The 26,063-nt window shown below is 65.7% G+C and carries 19 protein-coding genes and 1 pseudogene; 6 read left to right on the forward strand and 14 right to left on the reverse strand.

Annotation, left to right across the window (positions count from 1 at the left end):
- The 7 genes and pseudogenes from BST12_RS34885 to BST12_RS16235 all read right to left on the reverse strand — a co-directional run.
- Positions 1–225: PGRS repeat-containing protein (locus BST12_RS34885; RefSeq protein ID WP_425437398.1), on the reverse strand; the 225-nt coding region annotated here is incomplete at its 3' end.
- Positions 226–327: 102 nt separating this feature from the next.
- Positions 328–552 (reverse strand): annotated as a pseudogene (locus BST12_RS34890) (PE family protein); the annotation flags it as partial.
- Between the two features lie 416 nt (positions 553–968).
- Positions 969–1,169: a hypothetical protein gene (locus BST12_RS16215; RefSeq protein ID WP_083114147.1), complete on the reverse strand. Its 201-nt coding sequence runs from the start codon at positions 1,167–1,169 to the stop codon at positions 969–971.
- A 150-nt stretch (positions 1,170–1,319) separates the two neighbouring features.
- Positions 1,320–2,198 (reverse strand): universal stress protein, encoded by an 879-nt coding sequence (locus tag BST12_RS16220; protein ID WP_083114148.1) that lies wholly within the window; start codon positions 2,196–2,198, stop codon positions 1,320–1,322.
- Positions 2,195–3,640 carry an amino acid permease gene (locus BST12_RS16225; protein WP_083114192.1) on the reverse strand — a complete coding sequence of 482 codons (1,446 nt, stop codon included), beginning with the start codon at positions 3,638–3,640 and terminating at the stop codon, positions 2,195–2,197. The genes BST12_RS16220 and BST12_RS16225 overlap by 4 nt, the downstream gene beginning before the upstream one ends.
- 51 nt (positions 3,641–3,691) lie before the next feature.
- On the reverse strand, positions 3,692–4,531 hold the full coding sequence (locus tag BST12_RS16230) for an energy-coupling factor transporter transmembrane component T family protein (RefSeq protein ID WP_083114149.1): 840 nt from the start codon (positions 4,529–4,531) through the stop codon (positions 3,692–3,694).
- Positions 4,528–6,573 carry an ATP-binding cassette domain-containing protein gene (locus BST12_RS16235; protein WP_245850356.1) on the reverse strand — a complete coding sequence of 682 codons (2,046 nt, stop codon included), beginning with the start codon at positions 6,571–6,573 and terminating at the stop codon, positions 4,528–4,530. Before BST12_RS16235 ends, BST12_RS16230 begins: the two co-directional genes overlap by 4 nt.
- Before the next feature lie 117 nt (positions 6,574–6,690).
- On the opposite strand from BST12_RS16235, the gene BST12_RS16240 reads away from it, so the two are divergent.
- Positions 6,691–7,176 (forward strand): MarR family winged helix-turn-helix transcriptional regulator, encoded by a 486-nt coding sequence (locus BST12_RS16240; RefSeq protein WP_083114151.1) that lies wholly within the window; start codon positions 6,691–6,693, stop codon positions 7,174–7,176.
- 93 nt (positions 7,177–7,269) lie between these two features.
- Positions 7,270–9,648 (forward strand): ATP-binding cassette domain-containing protein, encoded by a 2,379-nt coding sequence (locus BST12_RS16245; RefSeq protein ID WP_083114152.1) that lies wholly within the window; start codon positions 7,270–7,272, stop codon positions 9,646–9,648.
- On the opposite strand, the gene BST12_RS16250 is transcribed toward BST12_RS16245, so the two are convergent.
- The 3 genes from BST12_RS16250 to BST12_RS16260 are packed head-to-tail and all read right to left on the reverse strand — an operon-like array spanning position 9,607 to position 12,090.
- On the reverse strand, positions 9,607–10,752 hold the full coding sequence (locus BST12_RS16250) for an esterase-like activity of phytase family protein (protein WP_372511113.1): 1,146 nt from the start codon (positions 10,750–10,752) through the stop codon (positions 9,607–9,609). The genes BST12_RS16245 and BST12_RS16250 overlap by 42 nt on opposite strands.
- Positions 10,749–11,474, reverse strand: a complete 726-nt coding sequence (locus tag BST12_RS16255) for a VIT1/CCC1 transporter family protein (RefSeq protein WP_083114153.1) — start codon at positions 11,472–11,474, stop codon at positions 10,749–10,751. Before BST12_RS16255 ends, BST12_RS16250 begins: the two co-directional genes overlap by 4 nt.
- A gap of 28 nt (positions 11,475–11,502) precedes the next feature.
- On the reverse strand, positions 11,503–12,090 hold the full coding sequence (locus tag BST12_RS16260) for a methyltransferase family protein (protein WP_245850357.1): 588 nt from the start codon (positions 12,088–12,090) through the stop codon (positions 11,503–11,505).
- Positions 12,091–12,202: 112 nt separating this feature from the next.
- Here BST12_RS16260 and BST12_RS16265 point away from each other — a divergent pair, with 112 nt between their 5' ends.
- Entirely contained in the window at positions 12,203–14,140 is a 1,938-nt protein-coding gene (locus BST12_RS16265; RefSeq protein ID WP_083114154.1) for an acyl-CoA dehydrogenase family protein, read from the forward strand.
- 2 nt (positions 14,141–14,142) lie between these two features.
- Here the strand turns inward: BST12_RS16265 and BST12_RS16270 are convergent, their stop codons facing one another.
- Together BST12_RS16270 and BST12_RS16275 are read right to left on the reverse strand one after the other, a co-directional pair.
- On the reverse strand, positions 14,143–15,699 hold the full coding sequence (locus BST12_RS16270) for a nitrate/nitrite transporter (RefSeq protein WP_083114155.1): 1,557 nt from the start codon (positions 15,697–15,699) through the stop codon (positions 14,143–14,145).
- Between the two features lie 195 nt (positions 15,700–15,894).
- Positions 15,895–16,350, reverse strand: a complete 456-nt coding sequence (locus tag BST12_RS16275; protein WP_083114196.1) for an LppP/LprE family lipoprotein — start codon at positions 16,348–16,350, stop codon at positions 15,895–15,897.
- Between the two features lie 372 nt (positions 16,351–16,722).
- Between BST12_RS16275 and BST12_RS16280 the strand changes: the two genes are divergently transcribed.
- From BST12_RS16280 to BST12_RS16290, 3 genes are all read left to right on the forward strand, one after another.
- Positions 16,723–20,838, forward strand: coding sequence for a bifunctional nitrate reductase/sulfite reductase flavoprotein subunit alpha (locus BST12_RS16280; RefSeq protein ID WP_083114197.1), 4,116 nt, complete (start codon positions 16,723–16,725; stop codon positions 20,836–20,838).
- A 112-nt stretch (positions 20,839–20,950) separates the two neighbouring features.
- On the forward strand, positions 20,951–21,196 hold the full coding sequence (locus BST12_RS16285) for a hypothetical protein (protein WP_245850359.1): 246 nt from the start codon (positions 20,951–20,953) through the stop codon (positions 21,194–21,196).
- A 31-nt stretch (positions 21,197–21,227) separates the two neighbouring features.
- The gene (locus tag BST12_RS16290; protein WP_083114156.1) at positions 21,228–22,874 is read left to right on the forward strand and encodes an NAD-dependent malic enzyme; all 1,647 of its coding nucleotides are present in this window, start codon (positions 21,228–21,230) and stop codon (positions 22,872–22,874) included.
- Between the two features lie 95 nt (positions 22,875–22,969).
- Here the strand turns inward: BST12_RS16290 and BST12_RS16295 are convergent, their stop codons facing one another.
- Together BST12_RS16295 and BST12_RS16300 are read right to left on the reverse strand one after the other, a co-directional pair.
- A complete protein-coding gene (locus BST12_RS16295; protein WP_083114157.1) occupies positions 22,970–24,871 on the reverse strand; it encodes a family 2A encapsulin nanocompartment cargo protein cysteine desulfurase in 1,902 nt (633 codons plus the stop codon).
- The gene (locus BST12_RS16300; protein WP_083114158.1) at positions 24,858–25,793 is read right to left on the reverse strand and encodes a family 2A encapsulin nanocompartment shell protein; all 936 of its coding nucleotides are present in this window, start codon (positions 25,791–25,793) and stop codon (positions 24,858–24,860) included. Before BST12_RS16300 ends, BST12_RS16295 begins: the two co-directional genes overlap by 14 nt.
- Positions 25,794–26,063: the final 270 nt, after the last annotated feature.

Genomic DNA, 26,063 nt, shown 5'->3' on the forward strand with positions numbered 1-26,063 from the left:
ACCGGCAGTAGCCGCTGCCCCGCCGGCCCCGCCGTTACCACCTCGACCGAACAAGCCCGCCGACCCACCACGCCCGCCGTTGCCGCCGGGTGCACCTGATCCACCGTTGCCACCGTTGCCGAACAGAATCCCGCCGTCACCACCGGCCTGTCCCGTCCCCGCCGCGCCGTTAGCGCCATTGCCGATTAGCGGGCGACCGAACAAATCCTCGGTCGGCGCGTTGATCGCCCTGAATAGGTCCCGCTCAAGTGCCTGCAACGGCGACCTGTTAGCAGCCTCGGCGGCTGCATATGTCCCCCCGGCCGCGGTCAACGCGCGGACAAACTCGTCATGAAACAGTGCCGCCTGTGCACTGAGCGTCCGATAATCCTGGGCAAAGGTTCCGAACAGATTCGCGATAGCCGCCGAAACCTCGTCGCCGGCGGCCACCGCGATCCCCACGGTGGAAGGCGCGGCTGCCGCCTCCGCCTGCTTGAGCGCCTCTCTGATGCCGCTTAAGCCCGCCGAGGCTGCGGTCAATGCCTCAGGTGCCGCGACTACATGCCACGACACTGCGGCTTCCCGTCACCTCGAGTTCCCATGAACTTGACTGCAGTTCCATGCGTCACACAGGGTTGATCCGACACCGCGCCCTTTTTGGGTGCGCTGTTTGGAGACGGCATTATTCACTCCTTCCACCACGAATTCGTGACTGAAGGCTGGCCGCGTGGAGAGGTCTCGTCAGGGCACTGCTTCTGCTTTGGCGATCACCCTAGCTAGTCAACACATGACCGTCTATTAGAAAAAAAGCAACAATTCCATGCATACGACGCAAATAGGCTGGCCAAAAAGCCCACGATGAAGGCTTTGCGACTGGAGCTGAAGCACAGTACACCATACTTTGACGGAATAATGGTCAATTGCGGAATTTCGTGATGTGCGCGGCAGGATCCGGATCCGGCCAACGCGGCTATGTCCGTCAAGCCCAGCTAGCAGCGATATTGAAGCGCGTAGGCACGGCCGGCGCCGAGTGCCGACAGCGCCGAAAAGGAGCGGGTGACTGTCGGCGGGTGGTCCAGCGGTGTCATCAGTACGAATTCGCCGACGATTTCTCCCGCTTTATCAATGGCTCCGACGGCCGAGTCGCAGTGGCTGATGCGGATGCCCCGACGAACATCATTCGCGGTCACCGATTGTTAATATGCGATTTATTTGAATACCGCCTGAGCACCCGAGTCACCATTTACTCAAACGGACGGTCCGGCTAAACACCGGCGGGCAGCCGACAATCCATTCGGGATTCGACATCATGCGGTGAAGTGAAATCGACAACACTGCCGCTAGCCGGGCAGCACCATCACCGGCACCGGACTGTGCCGGATGATCTTGCCGCTGCGGGAGCCCAGGAAAACCCTTGCCAGTTCGCCCCGCGGTGACGTGCCCAACGCCAGGATCTCGCCGTCCACCCAGTCCGTCGCATCCAGCGCCTGCTGCCAACCATTTCCGGTAACGACTTGCAGCGGCACATCTTCGTCAACGACCCCGTCAATTCGCAGCCGTTCCAACATTTCTCGCGCCTGCCCCGCCCATGCTTCCAGCACCGATGCCTCGGCGTGCAATCCGACTTCCGGCGGATACATGGTCCGGCCACGCGCGGCGAATGTGATGACCCGCAACGGCACTCGCCACTGCTTGGCCAAGCCCGCGCAGCGCTGCACCACCTCAACCGATTCTGAAGTCGCCGAGTACCCACAAGTGAGGCGCGTCAATCGGGCTGTGCGCGAACGGTATTGACGCGGACTGACAGCCACCGGCACCGGCGACGAATGCAATAGCCAGTCGGCGGTCGAGCCGATCAGCACCCGCGCGCGCCGCCCGTTCGGAAACGAGCCCAGCACCACGACATCGGCGCTGAGTTCCTCGACCAGTTCGATAAGGCCGCCCGATACCGAGCGGTGGGCACGATGGCAATACGTGACCTCGATGCCGTCGGCCAATGTGCGCAGATAACGCTGCGCCTCCTTGGCCGCGTCGGCGGCCAGCCCTTCGGCCCACTGTTCATACTCGGCGTCCACGCGAGCCAGCGACGGTGTGGGCCACGGCGTTGGAACGATCGTCGCCACCGTCAGCCCCGTGCCCAGCGTCCGCGCGATCCGCACGGCCAGCTGCAACGCCGACGGACCGACCCGGCCGGCCAAGTATCCGACGACGACGGTCACGGCTTGCCCCCCTCAAGCGCATCCCCATTCAGCGCGCTGCGGTGGCGGCCCCACAACAAGTAATAGACCAGCGCCGCTGCGACCCAGCCACTGAACGCGATCCAGGTGTACCAGTGCAGGCTGGCCAGAATGTAGCCGCAGGCCAGGATCGAAAGGACCGGCGTGACAGGGTATCCCGGCACGCGGAACGCACGCGGCAGGTCGGGCTCGCGCACCCGCAGGATGATCACCCCGGCAGAAACGACGATGAACGCGGTCAAAGTGCCGATCGACACCATGTCGGCCAGCTTGTCCAGCGGTACCAGCGCAGCCAGCAGCGCCGCGGCGGTCGCGACGATCACGGTGTTGGCGACCGGAGTCATGGTGCGCGGATGCACCCGCGCGAACCGCGTTGGCAGCAGCCCGTCGCGACCCATCGCGAACAGGATGCGAGTCTGGCCATACATGGTGACCAGTGTGACGGTGAAGATCGAGATCACCGCGCCCGCAGCCAGGATCGTGCTGGCCCACGCCCCGTGCGTGACATTGTCGAGAATGGTTGCCAGTCCGGCGTTTTCCTGGCCTTTGAAGTCTTGCCAGGGCTGGGTGCCCAGCCCGGCCAGCGCAACGAGCACGTACACACCGGTCACGATCACCAAAGCGATGATCAAGGCGCGCGGCATGGTCTTCTGCGGATCCTTGACCTCGTCACCCGCGGTCGAGACCGCGTCCAGGCCGATGTAGGAGAAGAAGATCGTGCCGGCCGCCGAGCCGATCCCGGCAACGCCGAAGGGAGCGAAGTTCCTGAGGTGGTCACCGTTGAATGCACTGAATGCGATCACCACGAACATGGCCAGCACACCGAGCTTGATCAGCACCATGATCGCGTTGACCGTCGCCGACTCGCTGGCGCCGCGGATCAACAGCAGCGCACACAGCCCGATCAGGACCACAGCCGGCAGGTTCACATAGCCGGGCTGGGAATCCCACGGCGCCGCCGACAGTGCCTGCGGCATCTGGAACCCGAACAAGTTGCTTAGCAGCTTGTTGACGTAGCCACTCCAGCCGACGGCCACCGCGGCGGTGGCGACTCCGTACTCCAATAGCAGGCACGCCGCCACGCAGATGGCCACCGCCTCCCCCAGCGTGGCATAGGCGTAAGAGTATGACGACCCGGAAACCGGTACCGCAGAGGCCAATTCGGCATAGCAGATGGCCGCCAGCCCGGCCGCGATGCCGGCGATGATGAACGAAACGATCACGCTGGGACCGGCTTCTGGCACTGCCTCCGACAACACGAAGAAGATGCCCGTGCCGACCGTCGAGCCCACCCCGAACATGGTCAACTGGAATGTGCCGAAGCTGCGTTTGAGGCTTGCTGCGGCCCCCTGTGCGACGGGAGCGCCGCCCACCGGGCGGCGCCGCAGCATCTGCTCTTTCAGGCTGATCGAAGTAGCCGGCAACTGCGCCTCCCGTCCCAAGGTCAGCTAATTATGCGGCTGCCGGAACAAAAGCTAACCCTTCAGGTGAAAGAAGGTCTCGAGCGCAATCGCCGCGCCACTGACCGAGACGGTGATCGCCAGCGTCGCCCAGTCAGCGAGTTTGGGCCGTGCCGGATTCGCCGACAGCTGCCCGGTCCCGCCGCGCGCGGTGATCGCATCACCCATCTCGTCAGCGCGGCGCAGCGTCACCGTCATGGCGGCAGCGAGCAGGTCGATCAGTTCGCGAGCGTGCCGCTGACGTCGGGCCTTGCGGGTCGGCGGAACCCATTTGGGGCGCAGCCGACGGGCGGCGTAGAGCACCTGAAACTCGTCGATCAGCATCGGGAATGCGCGCAGCGCAAGCGCCAACGCGACCGCCCATTCGTCGACCGGGATCCGCAACCATCGCAGCGGGCGGCCCAAAGTGGCCAGTGCAGGCCCGATTTCAGCGACGTTCGTCGTCCAGGAGACCATCGCCCCGAGCGCCAGCAACACGATCGACAACGTGGTGATCCGCAGAAAGTTAAGCGCGCCGCCCAGTGCAAGCTCGGTGCCGCCCACGGAGACCACGGGAGTTCCGCCGCCCAGTGCCGCGGTGACGAACCCGAGCGCCAACAGGATCCACAGCCACCGTGGCATCGACGGCAGCGCGCCGCGGGGAATGTGTGCGATCCAGGCGGCGATCAGCACCAGCACGGCCACCATCCCGATCGCGATCGGTCCCGGGTAGAAGGTGAGCAACACCGAAACACCGAAAACCACCAGCAGTTTGGTGCCGGCCCACAAATCGTGGATGGCCGACTTGCCCGGCACCGGAACCAGCAACACCACCGGCCGCGCCTGGCGCCGCGTCCCGTCCGGCGTGGAGGTCATGAGATTCCTCCTGCCGCAGTGGATACCGACTCCACCGCGCCATTGCGCAGATGCAACGTGCGCGGGCAGAGCTCCTCCATGCCGACGAAGTCATGCGAAATGACCACCACCGTAAGACCCCGTTCCCGGCGCAGGTCCTCCAACAGCCGCAGCAAGCCGCGCTGGCTGTCGGCGTCCAGCCCGGCCAGTGGCTCGTCGAGAATCAGCGCACGCGGCGAACACGCCAGCAGACCAGCCAGCACCACGCGGCGCATCTGGCCACCGCTGAGCTGATCGATGCGCCGCTTGCCCAGCGCGGGGTCCAGGCCCACCACACTCAGCGCCGCCGCCACGCGGTCGGCATCTTTGGCCGAAAAGCCCGCTGCCGAAGCAACTTCCAGGTCGACGCGACTGCGCATCAACTGAAGCCGGGCCGCCTGAAACGACAACGCCACCGCGCCGACATGGTCATACGTCGGCTCACCGTCAATCAGGCAGGAGCCGGTGGTGGGCACCGTCAGCCCGGCCATGATCCAGGCCAGCGTCGACTTACCCGAACCGTTGCCGCCGTGGATCAACACCCCGTCGCCCTGCTCGACGACGAAGTTGACATCGCGCAGTGCGGTTTTGGCCCACGGTGTGCCGCTGCCGTATTCGTGTCCCACGCTTAGCAGTTCGATCACCGGCGCGTGCCCCTGGTGACCCACCGAGACGGCCGGCACCGGCGCATCCTCGGTATCGACCATGCCGGTGTTGTCCGGCGAATCACTGAGTTTGATGGTGCGGTCGGCGGATTCGGCCTCGTTGTTGTAGTGCGTGATGTGCACCAGGGCGGTGCGATGCCGTTTCCGCAGCCCCGAGAGGACCCCCAGCAGGGCATCGCGGCCCTGCTGGTCGACCATCGTGGTGACTTCGTCGGCGATCAGCATCGCCGGCTCGCGGGCCATCGCCGCGGCCAGCGCCAGGCGCTGCAGTTCCCCGCCGGACAGCGTCCCAGTGTCGCGTTCGGCGAGTCCTTCCAGCCCGACCTCGCTCAGCAGCTGGTCCACGTCGATCTTGGTACCCGGCGGCAGTCCCCACACCACGTCGTCACCGACCCGGGTGCCCAGCACCTGTGATTCGGGATGCTGCAACACCACCGCAGTGCCGCCCAATTTGCCCAAACCCACCGCGCCCGGCCGGGTTACCGTTCCCGCGGTCGGTTCCCGGCCCGCCAGGATCAGCATCAAGGTGGTCTTGCCGGATCCGTTGGCGCCGGTGATCGCGACGTGTTCGCCGGCCTGCACATCCAGCGTCAGCTCGCGCAGCGCGTCTTGGCCGGCGCCGGGATAACGGAACCGCACCTTGTTTAACCGCACCGGCACCGGACCGATCGCGTCGGTCTGGCCGGCGGCGTCCGGGGCGTCCAGTTTGTGCACATCGGGGATTCCGCGCATCCGCTCCAACAGCCGCGACAGCGCCCACCAGCCGATCAACGACACGATCATGATGCCGATGGTGAAATAGCCCAGCAGCCACCACGGCCAGTAGTGCAGCGCGGCAGCGAAATCGCGCTTCAAGTCCGCGCCGGCACCCTCCAGGTGCACCCTGCCCATAAACCGGGCGAGACCGTCGACGTTCGCGGTCATGACGGAGAAAATCAGGTGCCGCAGTCGCGCCAGCACCATCAGCATCCCGACCATCAGCCCGCCGAAGGCCAGTCCGGCGATCAATGACGTCACGATGACCGTCGGCGTGCCCCGCCCCTTGCGCTTGACGATTCCGGTCAGCCCACCGATGTAAGCGCTGTGCACCACCGCCATGAAACCGCCCAGCCCGGCGATCAGGAAGGCGATCACCCCGGCGGCCACCGTTGCGGCCATCAGCACCCGCAGCCGGTAGCGGTAGGCCAGCAAGCCCGTGGGTACGGTGCCCAGCAGCGCCAGCCCGGCGGCGAACGGTACGACGACGGAGATGATCGCGGTCACTGCGCACAACGCCGCCATAACCGATGCCTGTGCGAGTTCGCCGGGTCGCAGCGGCCCACCACGGTGGTGTGCGGAGAGGGGGCCGGGCGCGGTCACTTCATCGATTGTGCCAGGCACGGAGCCCAACTTTGCGCAGCAGATCAACCCATCCGGGTTTTGCCGGACCGACACCACGATTGGTCTCGCATAGCAAAGCTATGGAACGATGTGCGCATGAGTTCTTACGCCACAGCTAAGGACAGTGCAGCCGTCGAACCCCATCAAGGCCTGGGCGCGGATCTGCTGGCCGTGGTCGCGCGGCTCAACCGGCTGGCCACGCAGCGTATCCAGATGCCGCTGCCCTCAGCGCAGGCGCGATTGCTGGCAACCATCGAGGCGCAGGGCGAGGCACGGATCGGTGACCTGGCGGCCGTCGATCACTGCTCGCAGCCCACGATGACCACGCAGGTCCGCCGGCTCGAGGACGCCGGGCTGGTCACCCGAACCGCCGACCCCGGAGATGCCCGGGCGGTCCGCATCCGCATCACCCCGCAAGGTCTGCAGACCCTCAACGCGGTCCGGGCGGACCGGGCCGCCGCGATCGAACCCCAACTGGACCGGCTCGAGCCGGCCGACCGCCAGGTGCTGGCGGATGCGGTCGGCGTGCTGCGCCGTCTGCTCGAAAACGCCGCAGCCGCCCCGGGCCGCAACACGCTCTGATCGGGCTACCCCCAGCCCTCGGGCATGCTGGATGCATACGCCCGGTCGCGGGTAGACACTTAATTCGGTACCAGTGCGGGAAGGTGGCAGGCCATGCGGAGCGAGGCGACACCGCACGCCTCCCCGTTGACCGTGTGGGTCGGCTCCACCCGGTACGTCTTTCCTCCCGGACGCGACGTGATCGTGGGCCGCGGCAGCCAGTGCGATATTCGCCTGGACCGGATGGGCCCGTTCGAACCCAACGCGGGGCCGGAACCTCCTCCTGATCTGGTGTTGCGGTTCGCTGGTACGCACTGGGTTGCCATCGACCGCAGCCAGATCGGCATCTTCACCGACGGCGCGCGGGTTCCGACGGCCCAGATCCGCGACGGTCAGTCGATCATGATCGGTGATCCCCAGCGCGGGCCGCGGCTGACTTTCCAGCTCGCCGCTGCCGCGGGTCCGCCGGCGCCTCCGGGCGAAGCGGCCACCACCCAAATGCCGGTACGCCGACGCCATCAACCGACGTTCGAAGCATCGACCAGGCCCATGGCGTTACCGCCGCGGCCGTCACCGCCCACAACGGGGACCGGCCCGATACCGCCACCCGCCGTCCCGGTAACCCCCCGAGTTGACGACGAATCCAAGGGCGGTGGCCTGGCCGACTGGATGTCGGTGGCGACGAAGAAGCTGCGCGCTCCCCGCCCGGAGACGGGCACTGACACCAGCACACAAAGCGGAAGCGACACCGTGGCTCCGACGACCAGTCGACTGCCACTGCAACCCGGCGCGCGCACGATCGGGGTGGCCGCCTATCGACTGGGGCTCAACGTCAACGGCCACGAATTGCTGTCCAATGTGTCGTTCACCGCGCGCCCGGGCTCACTGATCGCGGTCATCGGGCCCTCGCGCGCCCGCAACTCCGCGCTGATCGAGTTGCTCGGCGGCACCCGCCCGCTGGACTCCGGCGTGCTGACCGTGGATGGCCACGACGTACACGCTGAGCCAGAATCGATGCGCTCGCGAATCGGGGTGGTGGCACGTGAGGACCTCGTGCATGCGCGCCTCACCGTCGAACAAGCCGTCGGTTACGCCGCTGAACTACGGCTGCCGCCCAACACGTCTGCCGACAGTCGTCGCCGGGTGGTCGACCAGATTCTCGACGAACTAAACCTCAGCCGGCACCGCATGACGCGGGTGGCCAAATTGCCGCCCGAATTGCGTCGGTGCGCAGCGATGGCGATCGAACTGGTTACCAGGCCGTCGTTGCTGGTCGTCGACGAGCCGGGCGCCGGCCTGACACCCGAGCAGCTGGCGCTGCTGCGCCGCCAGGCCGACCTGGGCTGTGTGGTCGTAATAGCGACCACGTCACTGGCTCACTTGAACCTGTGCGATCAGGTGCTGCTGCTCACCGCTGCCGGAAGCTTGGCCTTCGCCGGGCCGCCCCTGCAGATCGAGGCCGCGATGGGCACCGCCGATTGGGCCGACATCATGGCGCGGATGACCGCCGACCCCGCCGGTGCCCATCGCGAATTCCTGGCCCGCCAACAGGCCTCGGTTTCGATGACACCGCCGTCGGTGGCCGCACCGAACCGGCTTCCCGTCACACTCGGCCTCGGCCGGCAGCTGCGGTGGGCAGCCCGTCGTCAGGCCCGGCTATTGCTCGCCCACCGCGGGTACTTCGCTTTCCTGGTGCTGCTGCCGTTCGCACTGGGCGCGCTGACGCTGCTGATTCCCGGCAAGACGGGCTTCGGCCGCGCCGATCCGTCCGGCGCCAACCCGCATGAAGCCGTCGAAATCCTCGCTGCGCTCAACATCGGCGCGGTGATCATGGGCACGGCGTTGACCATCCGTTCGCTGGCGATCGAGCGCGGCATCTTCCGGCGCGAGCAGTCCGTCGGCCTGTCCACCTCGGCTTACCTGGCCGCCAAGCTCATCGTCTTCGGCGTGGCCGCGGCCGTCCAGGCGGCCGTCTTCACCGGCATCGTCGTACTCATCAAGGGCAAGCCCACCCAGGGCGCGGTCCTGCTGCAAAATCCGGTGGTCGAGCTGTACGTGGCGGTGGCCGCCACCACGATCGTGTCGGCGATCGTGGGTCTGGCGCTGTCCTCGGCGGGCCGCTCGATACGCGAGGTGCTGCCACTTGCGGTGCCGGCCGTCCTGGCCTCGGGGCTGTTCGCCGGCGGGCTGGTCTCGCTGGTCGGCACCTGGGGCTACGACCAGATCTCGTGGCTCGTTCCGGCCCAATGGGGCTTTGCCGCAACGGCTTCCACCGTCGATCTGCGCCGGGTCGACAAGCTCGCCGACAGCAACGAGGTGTGGGCCCACTACGTCGGCTGGTGGGTTTTCGACATGCTCGTGCTTGTCGCTTTCGGCCTGCTGTGGGCCGGATTCGTCCGATACCGACTGCGCCCGCCCTACCCGATGCGCAGCGACGCCAGCGGCCGGTCGCTACATCGCGAGCAACAGGAATTGAGTGACCTGCGTGGGTGAAAAGTCGTTGTCGCTCACCAGGACTACCGATTGACGGCCATCGGGCAACTTCGGTCCCAGCGTGATGCCCTCGAGGTTGTACACCAGGTTTTTCGGCCATAGGTCCGGTGCCACCGACAGCGCGGAGACGTCGAAGGCCAGCGACTTGCGCATCGGGGTCAGCGCCCCGCCCAGCAGCGACGGCCTGGACAGGACATCGGTCGCGGCACCGATTTCGGCGCGATAGATGCGGATCACCGGCGGTAGCGAATTGGATCGCTCCACCACCAGAAACGTGCTGTCGGACAGCGCGACCAGATCCGAGACGCCGTCGAACTGAGCGCCCAGGTTGGGCGCCTCGATCGGGTAGGCGTATTGCGCCGTGGGCTCGCCGGTGGCGACGTCGAACTTGGTGATCCGGGTCAGCACCTGATGGCCGTCGCTTTTCGGCGGCCCGTCGTTGTAACCCGGCAGCTCCATGGCAGCGAACAACGAGCGGCCGTCGGGGGTGAGCGTCAGACCTTCCAGCGCCCGGTTGCGCCGCGGCCCGGTGCGCTGGGCAGACATCGCCAGATTGGGCGGCAGAGCGAACTGGCCGAGGTAGGCGCCGTCGAGCGCGGCGATCCGGACCAACGGGTCGACCAGTATCGGCTCTCGATCGGTGGGCCGTTCGCCTTCAGAGGTCCAGTACAACCGCTGCCGGGCAGCGTCGAAGGCGACGCCCTCGGGGTCGGGAGGAACTACCGGAGGCCGCGCGTCCAGGTTCTGCCGCGCAAACGGCTGACCCGACGTATCCAGCAGCGGACGTACGCCGGTAAACGCGACGTCGCTGATTCCCTTGTCCGACAACGAAAGCCGCACGGTGTAGAACCGCACGGGTGCGTTCGCGGAATAGTCGTCGCTGATCACGTAATAGATCTGGCGGCCGCTGTCATAACTGATGCCCGACAAGCCGCCGATGGGCGTGCCGCCAAAGGTGGCATCAGAGGCGACCAGCGACTGGCCGAGGTAAGTCAGCATGGGATGCGCCGTGTTGGCCTGCGGCCCCGCCCGGTCGCAGCCCGCCAGGCACAGGCCGGCCGCCAAACAGCAGACGGTCAGCAGTCTTCCCAGCGCGGGCATCACATCACTGCGGCGACAAGCAACCCGACCAGGTATGTGGCCGCGACGGCGACGGTGCCGAGGAACAACTGCCGAGACGCCGCCCACCACACGGGTTTCCGGGTGAAACGGGCGGTCAGTCCGCCGGCGATCAGCAGGCCCGCCCCACCGAAAATCAGGCCCAGTGGCAACGACCCATGCCCGGACAAATACGGAAGCAACGGGATGACCGCACCGACCGCGAACATCAAAAAGGATGAGATCGCGGCCACCCACGCCGACGGCTTCTCATCGGGATTGAGGCCGATCTCCTGCACCATGTGGAAATTGACCGCGCGGTTTTCGTCGCGGTGGATTTCGTCGGTGGCGGCTTGCGCGGTTTTCTCGGTCATGCCCATCTCGACGAGCAAATTGACGAGTTCGGCCCGTTCGGCGCGCGGGCGGGTGCGCAGGAACCGGCGTTCGACCTGTACCTCGGAGTCGATCTGCTCATTGGCTGTGGTCACCGACGTGTACTCGCCCAGCGCCATGGAGAACGCGCCGGCCAGCAGGCCGGCGATGCCGCTCACCATGGTCGTGTGGGCGCTTTCCCCGGCGGCCACACCGGCGATCAGGCCCGTGTTGCTGACCAGGCCGTCCATCGCGCCGAAGGCGGCGGCCCGCAGCCAGCCTCCGCTGACATCGGAATGGCTATGGCCGACGTCGTACGGGTCGCTGCTTTCTGACCCGGGATCTGACTGGGGCATGGCGCTATCTAAACGCACCCTCTCGCCGCTACAGATACCGCCTCACACGGCTGCAGTACTCGGCGTACTCCTGGCCATATCGCTCGCGCATGAAAGCTTCCTCCCGCAGGACCTGCCGGTTGAACAACCAGGCACCGCCGAGTAAGTAGCAAAGCGGAATCCAGTTGGGAAACACCAAGAACTGACCTACCAGAAACAAGAAAAAGCCTACGTAGATCGGATTTCGGCTGACCGCGAATATGCCGCTCGTCACGAGCTCGCCGGACCCCTCCACGTCGATGCCGACCCGGAAGCTGTTACCGAAGGCCACCAGGCTGAGCACCAGAACTGCGATACCGCCCAGGCACAGCGCCACCCCAAGCCAGGCCAGCGGCGTGGACCGGAAAAACCTTTGGCTGCTGACCAACGGCCAACCGAACGCCGCGGCGAACACTGTGTAGAAGTAGAACAGCGCCACCGGCGGTATCAAGAAGTCGGTCTTGTCGATGCTTCCGAAATGCATTGCGCGAGTGCCGGTTCTGCGCAGCAGGGCGACTCGGACCAGGACCGTGCCCAGCAGCAGCACAACTGTCAATGCGGCCAGGTAATGCGGCATCGCGCGGTCCTCTTCGGTCACTGGGGCTCGGGCTCGACATTCTCGACACTACCCATTGGGGACCCAGTGGGGCCCGCCCCCGTTTGTCCGGTGCTACTCCCACGTCCGCGGGCGGCGGGTTACGGTCGGATATATGGTGCCGAACACGACGAGTACTGCCGATCATCTGCGCAACGCACTGGACGGGCGTTGGCGTGACGTGAAGAACCAGACGCGGGAAAAGTTCCAGCATGAACAATTCCGCCCGCACTACACCCCGAACACGGTTATCGCCCGCGCCAAGGTATTCGAACAGATGAAGGTCATCTCTGCAGCAGGTATCTCCGACGAAGGGTTCCGCAAGGAGCACGGCGGCACCGGCAACGTCGGCGCGGCGATCACCATGATCCAGATGCTCGCCCAGTCGGATCTGTCCCTGATGGTCAAGGCCGGCGTGCAGTGGGGCTTATTCGGCGGCGCCGTGGAGAACCTGGGCACCGGACGCCACCACGACCTTGTGCAGGACATCATCGACCTGGAGCTGCGCGGTTGTTTCGCGATGACCGAGACGGGCCACGGCAGCGACGTTCAGTCACTGGAGACGACGGCCACCTACGACGCCGAGACCGAAGAGTTCGTCATCCATTCCGAGACCCCGACCGCACGCAAGGACTACATCGGTGGTGCGGCCGAAACCGCAATGGTCGCAGCGGTTTTCGCACAGCTGATTACGCACGAGGACGGCAAGCCGGTCAACCACGGCGTGCACTGCGTGCTGGTGCCGATTCGTGACGAGGACGGCAACGACCTGCCGGGCGTCACCACGTCGGACTGCCACTACAAGGGCGGGCTGCCCGGTGTCGACAACGGGCGCATCATGTTCGACCATGTCCGTGTTCCGCGGGTGAACCTACTGAACAAGTACGGCGACGTGGCACCGGACGGCACTTACAGTTCGCCGATCGACAACGCGAACCGCCGGTTCTTCACGATGATCGGCACACTGATCCGCGGGCGCGTCACGGTGGGCGGCAGCGCGGGTGCGGCGACCCAGGTGGCACTTGACATCGCTACTCGATATGCGTTGCAGCGCAAGCAATTCAGCGCCCCCGACGACGACAGCGAAGTGCTGATCATGGACTACCTGGCGCACCAGCGCCGGCTGTTTCCGTTGATAGCGAAGACATACGCGCTGCAGTTCGCCCAGAACGAGCTGGTGTCCAAGTGTCATGACCTACAGACCTCCGACGTGGTGGACGCCGAGGAGCAGCGGGAGCTGGAAGCTCGTGCCGCTGGGCTGAAGGCGGCCAATACCTGGCATGCTTCGCGGGCCATACAGGAGGCTCGGGAAGCCTGCGGCGGCGCGGGCTACATGGCCGAGAACCGGCTGATCGCACTGCGGGCCGATACCGACGTGTTCACCACCTTCGAAGGTGACAACCACGTGCTGACTCAGCTGGTGGCCAAAGAGCTGTTGACCGCCTACGCCGACGACATCAAGAGCATGAGCCCGGTGGAGTGGGTGCGTTTCGCGGCCAACACCGTCAGTGACCGGGTACGCAAACGCACTGCGGCAGAGGCGATTATGCAACGGATCGTGGACGCCAGGCAGGACAGCGAAGAAGAGGGCAGCCTGTTCAACCGCGGCACCCAGGTCAATATGTTCGAGGAGCGTGAGGATTATCTGCTGTCCTCGGTGGCGCGCCGGCTGCAAAGCAAATCCAAGGAGCTGTCGGCCTTCGACGCGTTCAATGCCGTGCAGGATCACGTGCTGCACGCGGCCGCGGCCCACATCGACCGCGTGGTGCTCGAAGCGTTCGTCGCCGGGATCGAGTCATGCCCCGACGAAGGGGCCCGCGAGCTGCTCGGCCTGTTGTGCGACCTGTACGCCCTGTCGGTGATCGAGGAGGACAAGGCCTGGTACATCGAGCACCGCTACCTGTCCACCGAGCGGGCCAAGGCCGTCACCCGCGGCATCAATGACCGCTGCCGGCTACTGCGACCGCACGCCAAGACGCTGGTCGACGGATTCGGTGTACCCGAGCCGCTGCGTTACGCCGAGATGCTGCACCCGGAGAACCTGCCCGCCTGAACTCAGGAGCTCATGAGTTCAGCCGGCTGCCGGGCCGGGGTCTCGCCGGCAAGGCTCAGTGCCGGCCGGCGTACGTACTTCTTCCAGGTCAGCAGTGCCGCAGCGGCGTAGCAGATCATGAAGGTGAAGAACGCCGAGGTCCCGGTGCCGGTGCTGACGTAGGACTCACGCAGCGCCAGGTTGATCCCCACACCGCCGAGGGCGCCGAACGCGGCGACGAACCCGATGGCCACCCCGGAGATGACGCGTGACCACTCACGCCGTTCCGTCTCGCCGAGGTCCAGCGAGCGGCTGCATGCTTCGAAAATCGACGGGATCATCTTGTAGACGGATCCATTGCCCACGCCGGACAAGACGAACAACGCGATGAAGCAGACGAAGTAGCCGACGACGGCCACACTGGCGTGCGGGCCGCTCTGCAGCGCGTGGTGGTGGCGGTCTTCCAGATTGCTCGCACTGATCAGCAGGCCGGCGGTGAGCGTCATGGCGATGAACACCATCAGGGTCAGCCGGCTGCCGCCGATCCGGTCGGCCAGCCGGCCGCCGAAAACCCGGGCCAGTGCGGCCAGCAGCGGTCCGACGAAGGCAAGCTCGGCGGCGTGCAGCGTGGCCTGCGCCATGGTTTGGCCGCAAGCAATGAAGTTGGTCTGCAGCACCTGGCCGAAGGCGAACGAGAACCCGATGAACGAGCCGAAGCTGCCGAGGTAGAGCAGCGACAGGAACCAGGTGTCCGGGGCGGAAAGGACCGCGCCGACGATCGGCCGCAGCCGGGTCACCTTGACCCGGTACTGCTCGAGGTTGTTCATGCCCCGCGTCATTCCGATCGCGGCGATCGACAACAGCACCGCGTACAGGCCGCAGACCAGGTAGGGCTTGCCGTCGCCGGCTGTCGCGATGACCGCCAGGCTCACCAGCTGGATCACCGGCACACCGAGATTGCCTATGCCGCCGGCGATTCCGAGTGCCGAGCCTTTGAGGCGGTGCGGGTAGAACGCGTTTGCGTTGGTCATCGATGCCGCGAAATTCCCACCACCCAATCCGGTGAGCGCCGCGCACACTAAGTACGGCCACAGCGGCAGACCGGGGTTGGCCAACAAGACCATTGCGCCAATCACCGGGAATATCAACACCATTGCCGAGAACATCGCCCAGTTGCGGCCGCCGAAGATCGCGGTGGCCAGCGAGTAGGGCGTGCGCATGCAAGCGCCCACCAGGGTCGCGACGATGTCGAGCAGGAACTTGTCACCCGCCGAGAACCCATAGACGTTCTGCGGCATGAACAACGTCATCACCGGCCAGAGCGTCCACACCGAATAACCGAGGTGGACCGTCACCACCGACCAGAAAAGGTTGCGCCGGGCGATGGTCTTGTTGCCGGCCTCCCACGCCACCAAATCCTCAGGGTCCCAATGTGAGATGTGACGTGGGCCACTGCGACGCTTCGTCGAGGCGTTCGAGTAGCCGTGAGCGACAGTGTGATTAACGGGGTGGGTGGAACTCAAGTCGTGCCCTGGACTGCGCGGCGATTCGTCGCGTTGCAGCAGCATCTGCTGGTCCATCACCCTCCTTGCTCGCGGCCTCATGCGTGGCCGTCCTTGTCCGACATGGACTTTCCAGAGTGCCAGGCTTCAGCTCGCCAAGCATGCCCGGAGCAGCAGGAACCTGCTGTAGAAGTCCTGTAGAAACCCTGAAGGCGGGCGTCAATTTGTTGCGTATTTGAAACGTTCGGTTGCGTATTCGAAACGTGCGGACGGCTATTGATGCGGTATGGCGCCGAGCGCTTTGAGCTTGCCGTCCGGCCCGATCTGAAATTTCACGGTGCCCCTGCCGGTGGGGCAGCACTCCTGGTCGTTGCCGACGCGCCATTGGTACTGGACCGTCACCGTGTCATCGGCGGGCGCGAGCACTGTTGTATAGGGCTTCGGATTAGGGGTCGGTGAGCCCAGCGGGGTGTTGTGGTCAAAGAACAACAGCTGCTGGGGAGTCGACTCCGAGGCAATGGTCGGAATGATCTGTACCCAGTACAGGCGGCATTTCTTGGTATGCCCGCGGGCTATCTCGACCCACCGGGAATCGGCCACCGCGATCGGCACGGCAGCGATGGCCTGGCGCACCGTCTCAGCCGTCGGACCATCGGATTCCTTGCACTTATCAGGCTGCGCCGGTGGCGGTGCCGGCGTCTTGGATCCGCAACCGGCAACAGCCAGCATCACAATCAAGGCGATCGCGCTCAGCCGACGGGCCACGCCGCGAGCTTATCCAAGGCCCGCAGCGGACTTGGCGAAGACTGTGAATGTCCCCCAGGTTTGGTCAAAGCCCCAGGTGTAGCCCCTGGCGACGGCCGAATCGTAGGTAATCTGGCCACAGTTCAGTTGGTCGATGACGACCTGGATGACTTGTTTCCTCCGGTTTCCAGTGGCGCACCGCCACGCCGGGGCCGCCGCGAGAAGTCCGTAAAACGCCTGAAACCTCGGCTCTCTCGTCTCGAAACATCCTTGTCGCACGATTCACCGCAGAGACGGTTGCGCGCTGAGAAAGGAGTAGGTGTGACTGCGAAGCCCGATTCGGCCACCGTGCACTCGATGTGCGCCTACTGCGGCGTGGGCTGTGGAATGGTGTTGCAGATCACAACCGATCCCGAAAGCGGCCGTCGTCACATCACCAATTCGGTTGGGCAGAAAAGCCATCCGGCCAACTTCGGGCGCTTGTGCACCAAGGGCAAGACCACCGCGGATCTCCTGGCCGCACCCGGCCGCGCCGAGACGGCGTATCTGCGGACCGATCGCGGCCGGTCTCTCGAGCCGGCTCCAACCGACGACGCCATCACCCAATGCGCCAAGCGGTTACGTGCCGTCATCGACGAACACGGCCCAGATGCTGTGGCGCTGTATGTGTCCGGGCAGATGTCGATCGAAGCCCAATACCTGGCCAACAAGTTGGCCAAGGGATTCATCGGCACCAACCAGATCGAATCGAACTCCCGACTGTGCATGGCGGGCGCCAGTTCCGGCTACAAACTGTCGCTGGGCGCAGACGGGCCGCCCGGCTCATACCAGGACATAGATCACGCCGACGTCTTCTTCGTCATCGGCGCCAATATGGCTGACTGCCACCCGATTCTGTTCCTGCGAATGATGGACCGCGTCAAGGCCGGCGCCAAACTGATCGTCGTCGACCCCCGCCGTACCGCGACTGCCGAGAAGGCCGACCTGTTCCTGCAGATCGCACCCGGGACCGATCTGGCACTGCTGAACGGTCTGTTGCAGCAGATCGTCGAAAATGGCCACACCGACGCCGAATTCATCTCCGAGTTCACCGAAGGCTGGGAGGTGATGCCGAGCTTCCTGGCGCAATTCATCCCCGAGCGGGTCAGCGAAATCACCGCTATCCCAGAGCAAGACATCCGCACGGCGGCGCGCTGGATCGGCGAATCCGCGAACTGGATGAGCATCTGGACGATGGGTGTCAACCAGAGCACCCACGGGACCTGGAACACCAACGCGATCTGCAACCTGCACTTGGCCACCGGAGCGATCTGTAAGCCCGGCAGCGGCCCGTTCTCGCTGACCGGTCAGCCCAATGCAATGGGTGGACGCGAAATGGGTTATATGGGACCGGGTTTGCCGGGTCAGCGGGCCGTGACCTCGGCCCAGGACCGCGAATTCGTCGAGAACCAGTGGGGCATTCCGCACGGATCGCTGCGCACCGACGTCAGCGACGGCGTAATCGACATGTTCTCCCGCATGGCCGACGGTGAGATCAAGGCTTGCTGGATCATGTGCACCAATCCCGTTGCGACCGTTGCCAATCGGAAAACGGTGCTGGCCGGTCTGGAGAAGGCCGAGCTGGTGATCACCCAGGACGCGTTCCTGCAGACCGAGACCAACGAGTACGCCGACGTGGTGTTGCCGGCCGCCCTGTGGACTGAATCCGACGGGGTGATGGTCAATTCCGAGCGCAACCTGACCCTGTTCCAGCAGGCCGTCGATCCGGTGGGACAAGCACTGCCGGACTGGCAGATCATCACCCGGATCGCCGGCGAGATGGGCTTTTCCGCAGCGTTCCAGTACGAGTCCGCCGAGGAGGTGTTCGAAGAGATCAAGCGGTTCTGGAACCCCCAGACCGGTTACGACTTGCGCGGCGTCAGCTACGACCGGCTGCGGCAGACTCCGCTGCAATGGCCGTGCCCGCCGGAGAGCACCAGCGACCGCAACCCGATCCGCTATCTCAATGACGGTGTCAGCCAGACTCTGTTGGTCCGTGCCGACGGCAGCGTGCCGCGATTGGCCTTCCCCACCGTGACGGGACGTGCGGCGTTCTTCGCCCGCCCGCACCTGTTGCCGGAGGAGATGCCCGACGCCGACTACCCGTTCCTGCTCAACACCGGTCGCCTGCCGCACCAATGGCACACCCTGACCAAGACCGGCAAGGTCGCCAAGCTCAACAAGCTCAACCCGGGGCCGTTCGTCGAAATTCATCCCGACGACGCTGCTCAACTGCAGATCTGCGCGGGCGATCGCATCGAGATCGCCTCCCGTCGCGGCCGCGCGGTGCTGCCCGCCGTCATCACCGACCGGGTGCGGCCGGGCAACTGCTTCGCCCCCTTCCACTGGAACGACGCGTTCGGTGAATACCTCTCGATCAACGCCGTCACCAACGACGCCGTCGACCCGGTGTCGCGCCAACCGGAATACAAGGCCTGCGCGGTCACCATGACCAAGGTGGTCAGCGCCGACGATCCCGCCCCGGCAGTGCCCCACGCAGCCCCCGAGACCGAAGAATTGAGCGTGTCGCAGGTCGACGCGCTGGCCGAAATCCTCGGGCTAGGCAACGAACCCATGCCGCAGTTCGGGCCGATGGGCCGCGCCTACCTTGCCGGAGTGATCGCCGGGCTGCGTTCGGAAGCCGGCCGGCACAACTCGGGCGTGCCCACCCTGCCGATGAGTGCCCCGTTCGATTCCAACACCCGGCTGTGGGTGGACGGTCTGCTCGCCGGGATGTTCTCCCGCACGCAGCCGGCGCCATCACTGGCGGCGCCGTGCGCCACCCAGACAACCGAAGCGGCAGCGCAACCGACACCGATCGTGGTGTTGTGGGCGTCCCAGACCGGGAACGCCGAAGAGTTGGCCGCCGACATCGCCGGCAAGCTCGCCGAGGCGCAGTTGCCGGTCGCGTTGCACGACATGGACGACTTCCCGGTGGCGAACCTGCCCAACGTGAGCGAGTTGCTGCTGGTCACCAGCACCACCGGCGACGGCGACGCACCGGACAACGGCGCCGGCTTCTGGCGGGCGCTGTGCGCCGATGGCGCCCCGCAGTTGCCCGGCATCCGTTACGGCGTTCTGGCACTTGGCGATTCGAACTACAACGACTTCTGCGGGCATGGACGCAAGCTTGACCAGCGCCTGGCCGAACTGGGCGCCACCCGCATCGTCGCCCGCGCCGATTGCGAACCGGATTACGAGGAAACCGCTGCGCAATGGCTTGGCGATGTACTGTGCGCGCTGACCCACCCGGTCGCGCCGCAGCCGACCGCGCTCGTCGCCCCGAGCCGGCCCGCGATCGCCAACTACACCAGGAAGCGGCCCCTGGTGACAAACCTGGTCCGCAACACCACCCTGAGCCGTCCCCAGTCGGCAAAAGACGTGCGGCAGCTGGTGTTTCACGTTCCTGAGGGCACGGTGAGCTACGAGGCCGGTGACGCGCTGGGGGTGTGGCCGCGCAACAACGACGGGTTCGTCGAGGAATGGCTGGCGGCGACCGGACTGGATGGCCGCGCCGAGGTGGAGATCGCCGGGTTCGGTTCCATGCCATTGCACGCCGCGCTCAGTGACCGCGTCGAAATCGCCCACATCAGCCCCGATCTGCTGCGGTTCGTGCGGCAACGCACCCACCATGCCGGCGCCGCCGCGGAGCTTGCCGAGCTGATGAAGCCGGAAAACAAAGCGGCCCTGGCCGATTGGTCGTGGGGCCGCCAATCGGTCGACCTGCTCGGCATGGCGCCGGTCGACGCGTCCGTCGACGAATGGCTGGAAGTGCTCAAACCGCTTCAGCCGCGGTTGTATTCGATTTCGTCCAGCCCCAAGGAGAACCCTGGCGAAGTGCACCTCACCGTATCGCCGGTGCGGTACAACTTTCAGGGTGTGCCGCGGCGCGGGGTGTGTTCGACATACTTGGCGGACCGCTCCCCCAGCGACGAAATCGCCGTGTATGTAAGGACATCCAAGAACTTCCGCGTCCCCAACGACCCGCACACCCCGATGATCATGATCGGGCCGGGAACCGGGATCGCCCCATTCCGCGGCTTCCTGCAGGAACGGCGCGCGCTCGGCCACACCGCGCCCAACTGGTTGTTCTTCGGCGAGCAGCACGCGGCCACCGACTTCTACTACCGCGAAGAGATCGAGGCGATGCACGCCGACGGCTTGCTCACCGAACTGGATCTCGCCTTCTCCCGGGATCAGCACCACAAGGTGTACGTGCAGCATCTGATGCGCCAACGCGGGGCCCGGCTGTGGCAATGGCTGCAAGAAGGAGCCCAGCTCTACGTCTGCGGCAACGCCGATCCGATGGCCAAGGACGTCGATCGCGCGCTCTGCGAGATCGTGGCCGAACATGGTCACCTCGGCGCCGACGAGGCCGCGGCCTACGTCCAGTCGCTCAGCGCGGACAAGCGCTACCACCGTGACGTCTACTGACCTCTCCTAGAGGGACCCGTAATAAACGGGAAACACCACAGGTCGGCGGCTGAAACATCCGCGGCGCACCATTCACCCAGGAGATTGCGCACTCGAGGGACGGATGTACGCCGTGACCGCTGTATGCCCCATACATTGCCGGGATCGGGACGACGCGCCGGCCACCGGCCTGGTGGATTGGGCGGGATTGCCGGTCAACCTTGATCTGGCGTTCTCGCCCGAGCAGCGCGACAAGGTCTACGCACAGCACCTGAAGCGCAGGCGCGGGGCCCAGCTACGACGTTTGTCAAAAGACCTGCCGCAGTCATGTGTTTGCGACGTTGCGGCCGCGCGTTCACCTGAATCGGCGCTACCGTGACTTGACACATCAAGTCACGGACGGAGGTTCGATGAGCGACGCCTGCGTGCCCAGGTTCCCGGCCGCGCTGTCCACGCCGAGTCTCAACCGCGGGGTCGGGTTCACCCACGAGGAGCGGCGACGGCTGGGGCTCATCGGCCGGCTGCCGTCGGCGGTGCTCACCCTGGATCAGCAAGCCGACCGGGTGTGGCACCAATTGCAGAGCCTCGCTACGGATTTGGGCCGTAACCTGCTGCTCGAGCAGCTGCACTACCGGCACGAACTGCTGTATTTCAAGGTGCTGACCGACCACCTGCCGGAACTGATGCCGGTGGTGTACACACCGACCGTCGGGGAGGCGATCCAGCGCTTCTCCGACGAATACCGCGGCCAGCGCGGGCTGTTTCTGAGCATCGACGAACCCGACGACATCGCCGCGGCGTTCGAAACCCTCGGTCAGGGACCCGACGACATCGACCTGATCGTCTGCACCGACGCCGAGGCGATCCTGGGTATCGGGGACTGGGGCGTGGGCGGCATTCAGATCGCGGTCGGCAAATTGGCGCTGTACACCGCCGGCGGGGGCATCGATCCCCGTCGCACGCTGGCGGTGTCCCTGGACGTCGGCACCGACAACGAGCAGTTGCTGCAGGACCCGTTCTATCTGGGCAACCGGCACGGGCGGCGCAGCGGCGCCGAATACGACGACTTCATCAGGCGCTACATCGAGACCGCTCACCAGATGTTTCCGCGGGCGCTGCTGCATTTCGAGGACTTCGGGCCGGCTAATGCGCGGATGGTCCTGCAGAAGTACGGCCAGCAGTACTGCGTGTTCAACGATGACGTGCAGGGCACCGGCGCGGTGGTGGTCGCCGCGGTCGACGGCGGGTCGGAGGTCACCGGGGTTCCGTTGCGCGATCAGCGCGTGATCGTCTTCGGAGCCGGGACCGCGGGCATCGGTGTCGCCGATCAGATTCGGGACGCGATGGTTGCCGACGGCGCGACCCTCGAGCAGGCCACCGCCCAGATCTGGGCGATAGACCGGCCGGGTCTGTTGTTCGACGACATGGAGGACCTGCGCGACTTTCAGGTGCCCTACGCGAAGAGCCGCAGTCAGCTCGGGGTGGCCGCCGAGGAGCGGGTCGGGCTGGCCGACGCCATCAAGCTCGCGTCGCCTACCGTCCTGCTCGGGTCCTCGGCGGTGTCCGGCGCGTTCAGCCAGGAGGTCGTCGAGGCAATGACGGCCTCATGCGAACGCCCGATGATCTTCCCGTTGTCCAACCCGACCTCACGCATGGAGGCGATGCCGTCCGACGTGCTGGCATGGTCGAAAGGCCGGGCGCTGATTACCACGGGCAGCCCCGCAGCACCCGTCGACTACAACGACACCACCTACACCATCGGCCAGGCCAACAACGTGCTGGTGTTTCCCGGCATCGGGCTGGGCGTCATCGTCGCCGGCGCGCGGCTGCTCACTCAGGGCATATTGCAGGCTGCGGCCAAAGCCATTGCGCTGCTTGCCAATCCGACGCAGACCGGCGATTCCCTGCTGCCGGATGTACAGGATCTGCGTGCTGTCTCGAAGGCGGTTGCCGAAGCCGTTTACCGGGCCGCCGTCACCGATGGTGTGGCCACCAGAACACACGATGACGTCGAGCAGGCCATCGTGGACACCATGTGGCTACCGGTATACGACTAGCCCGTGCGTTCAGGGCTTCCAGTGGGTAACCGCGGCGGAGAAATCGCCCAGACCCCGCCGTGGGTACACACTCAAAGCCCTACGCGCACGGTCGATTACCCGACGTTGGTGCCGCCCTCGGCAATGCGGCGCACCGCCCGCAGGAATACGTCGATCTCGGCAAAGGTGTTGTAGAAGGCAAACGATGGACGGACCGTGGCCTCCAAGCCGTACCGACGCAGAATCGGCTGGGCACAGTGGTGTCCGGCCCGCACCGCGATACCTTCGGCGTTGAGCGCCTTGCCCACCTCGAGCGGCTCGTGTCCGGCCAGCACGAATGACAGCACGCTGGCCTTCTCGTCGGCCGTGCCCACCAGACGCACTCCGGGTATGTCGGCCAGACGCGGTGTCGCGTAATCCAACAGCGCGTGCTCGTAGGCGGCGATGCGTTCGATGCCCACCCGCTCGACATAGCGCAGCGCCTCGCCGAGTCCGACGGCGTCGGCGATGTTGCCGGTGCCCGCCTCGAACTTGTTGGGCAGCCCTTGATACAGCGACCGCTCAAGGGTGACGTCGGCGATCATGTTGCCGCCGCCCTGCCAGGGCGGCGTCTCGGCCAGGGCCTCCTCAGACCCGTAGAGCACGCCGATTCCGGTGGGGCCGTAGATCTTGTGTCCGGAGAACACGAAGAAATCAACGCCAAGCTCCGCGACGTCGATCGGCAGATGCGGAATCGACTGGGCTCCGTCGATCAGCACTCGCGCGCCGTAGCGGTGCCCCAGTTCGACGATCTTCTCCACCGGCGTCACGGTGCCCAGCGCGTTCGAAACCTGGGTTGCGGCAACCAGTTTCGTCTTCGGCCCGAGTAGGTCCTCGAATTCGGAGAGCAGCAGGTTGCCCGCCTCGTCCACCGGCGCCACCTTGAGCACCGCACCGGTCTGGCGCGAAATCAGTTGCCAGGGAACGATATTGGCGTGGTGTTCGAGATGGGTGATGACGATCTCGTCGCCGGGGCGTAAATGCTTGCCGCCCCAGGCGTAGGCCACCAGGTTGATCGCCTCGGTGGTGCCGCGCACGAAGATGTTCTGCTCGGCCTTCGACGCACCGATGAACCGCCGCACGGTTTCGCGGGCCTCTTCGTAGGCGTCGGTCGCCCGCGCCGCCAATTCGTGTGCCGCGCGGTGGATATTGGAGTTCTCGTGGGCATAGAAGTACGCCAGCCGGTCGATCACCACTTGCGGCTTCTGCGTGGTGGCGGCGTTGTCGAACCAGATCAGTGGTTTGCCGTTGACCGTCTCCCGCAGGATCGGAAAGTCTGCCCGGACCGCGTTCACGTCGAACACTTCGTGCTCGTCCGGCAACTGCGGCACGGCAGGAACCGGCTCGGGCCTATTCAGGAAGTGATAGCCGGCTTCATCACCGGCCGTCGTCACCGCAGGGACATCGGACCAGCCGAGATCACCGACTGACGGCGCCCCGGGAAGCCAGCCCGGGGCCGATCCGCGCGGCGCCACGGGGACCGTTGGCCCACCTGGCCCGGTCCCGGCCAATACTCCCGGCACCGTCGGCACGATGCCCGACGTCGGAACCGCGAAAGCGGTCAGATCACCGACACCCGGCGGCACGAAGGGATCGGCCACCGCGGCGGCAGCCGCGCCTCCCGACGGACCCGCCGTCGTGTCCGGCACATTGCCCCGCGGCGCCACCGGCACCGTCTGCGGCGGCACCGGCTCCGGACCCGGCGAGGTCGGCGCCGGCACGTAGACGTCGGAGAACGCGATCGCTGGGACGCCGGCTGTCAGTGGGTCGGAGGTGCCGGCCGCGGTCCGTCCAGCCGAGGTCGCCGCCGTCGTGTCCGGCACGTTGCCCCGCGGTGCGACCGGTGCGGTCTGCGGCGGGCTATCGAACCCCGGCCGGATGCTGGCCGCATACAGCTGACCGGCCAGCGCGGCCAGCTCGGCCGCGCTGACGGGCAGGTCGCTTTCGGCGTCTACCGACTTGTACTCACTTGTACTCATGGAACTGGTCCACAGCGACGTCGTCGAGCACGGCAAGCGCGTCGTCAGTGAGGACAGCCAAGGACGTATAGAGGGTGACGAGGTAGGTCGCGATCGCCGACTTGTTGATCCCGGTGAACCGCACCGACAACCCCGGCGCCTGTTCGCCGACCAGACCAGGCTGGAACAGGCCCACCACGCCCTGGCGCTCCTCGCCGGTGCGCACCAGGATGAACTTCGTCTTGCCGTCCTCGACCGGAACCTTGTCCGACGGGATCAACGGAATGCCGCGCCAGGTGATGAACTGAGCGCCGAAAAGGTTGACCACTGGCGGCGGCACACCGCGGTAGGTGGCCTCACGGCCGAACGCCGCGATGCCCAGCGGGTGGGTCAGGAAGAAGCTGGGGGTCTTCCAGACCTTGGTGATCAGCGCGTCGAGGTCGTCGGGCGTGGGCGCGCCGCCCAGCGTCTGAATGGTTTGCTCCGGGGTCGCCTGCGCCAGCAGCCCGTATTCGGGGCTGTTGACCAGTTCGGACTCCTGGCGCTCCTTGATCGTCTCGATGGTCAGCCGCAGCTGCTGGGTGATCTGGTCGTGCGGGCTGGAGTAGAGGTCGGAAACCCGGGTGTGCACGTCGAGCAGCGTTGAGATGGAGCGCAGCGTGTACTCGCGCGGGCTGGTCTCGTAGTCGACGTAGGTCTCGGGCAGCGGCTCGTCGGTGAGGGCACCCGCTTCGGCCTTGACCGCGACCTGTTCCGGATTGACCACGCGGTTCACCCGGTAGATACCCGCCTCGACCGGCACCCAGCTGAGCAAATGCAGCAGGAACCGCGGAGTGATCGTCGACAACTGCGGAACGGTCTTCGTCGCATTGGCAAGCTGCCGGGCCGCGAGATCGCCGAGTGCCTGTGACTCGTTTTGAGGCCCATTTTGAGACGCAGTCATCGTCGTCCTTCCATGCGTAATCAAGTCAGTACCGAATGGTGAGCGGGGTGTCGGGCAGAGCCATTGTGCAACAAGACTGGCGACACGGGGCCTGCCGACGCGCGCCGAGCGTATGCGACCCCATACACCTGGGCAAATGGTTTAAATCAGCTGTGAGCAAACCGGCAGATTGCGGTAATGCCCTATAGTTGGGTCCATGCAACAGGCCGTTCAGCCGCGCTTCGTCCCCTCGCGCTGCCTCGCCGCCTTCTGTTGTTGTTGCTGTTGTTG

It is taken from the genome of Mycobacterium angelicum (assembly GCF_002086155.1).
Classification (GTDB): Bacteria; Actinomycetota; Actinomycetes; order Mycobacteriales; family Mycobacteriaceae; genus Mycobacterium; species Mycobacterium angelicum.

Excerpts from the sequence above, each read along its gene's own strand:
- BST12_RS16230 (WP_083114149.1), bottom strand. The coding sequence starts at position 4,531 with ATGACCTCCACGCCGGACGGGACGCGGCGCCAGGCGCGGCCGGTGGTG.
- BST12_RS16240 (WP_083114151.1), top strand. The coding sequence starts at position 6,691 with ATGAGTTCTTACGCCACAGCTAAGGACAGTGCAGCCGTCGAACCCCAT.
- BST12_RS16245 (WP_083114152.1), top strand. The coding sequence starts at position 7,270 with ATGCGGAGCGAGGCGACACCGCACGCCTCCCCGTTGACCGTGTGGGTC.
- BST12_RS16255 (WP_083114153.1), bottom strand. The coding sequence starts at position 11,474 with ATGCCCCAGTCAGATCCCGGGTCAGAAAGCAGCGACCCGTACGACGTC.
- BST12_RS16265 (WP_083114154.1), top strand. The coding sequence starts at position 12,203 with ATGGTGCCGAACACGACGAGTACTGCCGATCATCTGCGCAACGCACTG.
- BST12_RS16270 (WP_083114155.1), bottom strand. The coding sequence starts at position 15,699 with ATGGACCAGCAGATGCTGCTGCAACGCGACGAATCGCCGCGCAGTCCA.
- BST12_RS16275 (WP_083114196.1), bottom strand. The coding sequence starts at position 16,350 with ATGCTGGCTGTTGCCGGTTGCGGATCCAAGACGCCGGCACCGCCACCG.
- BST12_RS16280 (WP_083114197.1), top strand. The coding sequence starts at position 16,723 with ATGTGCGCCTACTGCGGCGTGGGCTGTGGAATGGTGTTGCAGATCACA.
- BST12_RS16290 (WP_083114156.1), top strand. The coding sequence starts at position 21,228 with ATGAGCGACGCCTGCGTGCCCAGGTTCCCGGCCGCGCTGTCCACGCCG.
- BST12_RS16295 (WP_083114157.1), bottom strand. The coding sequence starts at position 24,871 with ATGAGTACAAGTGAGTACAAGTCGGTAGACGCCGAAAGCGACCTGCCC.
- BST12_RS16300 (WP_083114158.1), bottom strand. The coding sequence starts at position 25,793 with ATGACTGCGTCTCAAAATGGGCCTCAAAACGAGTCACAGGCACTCGGC.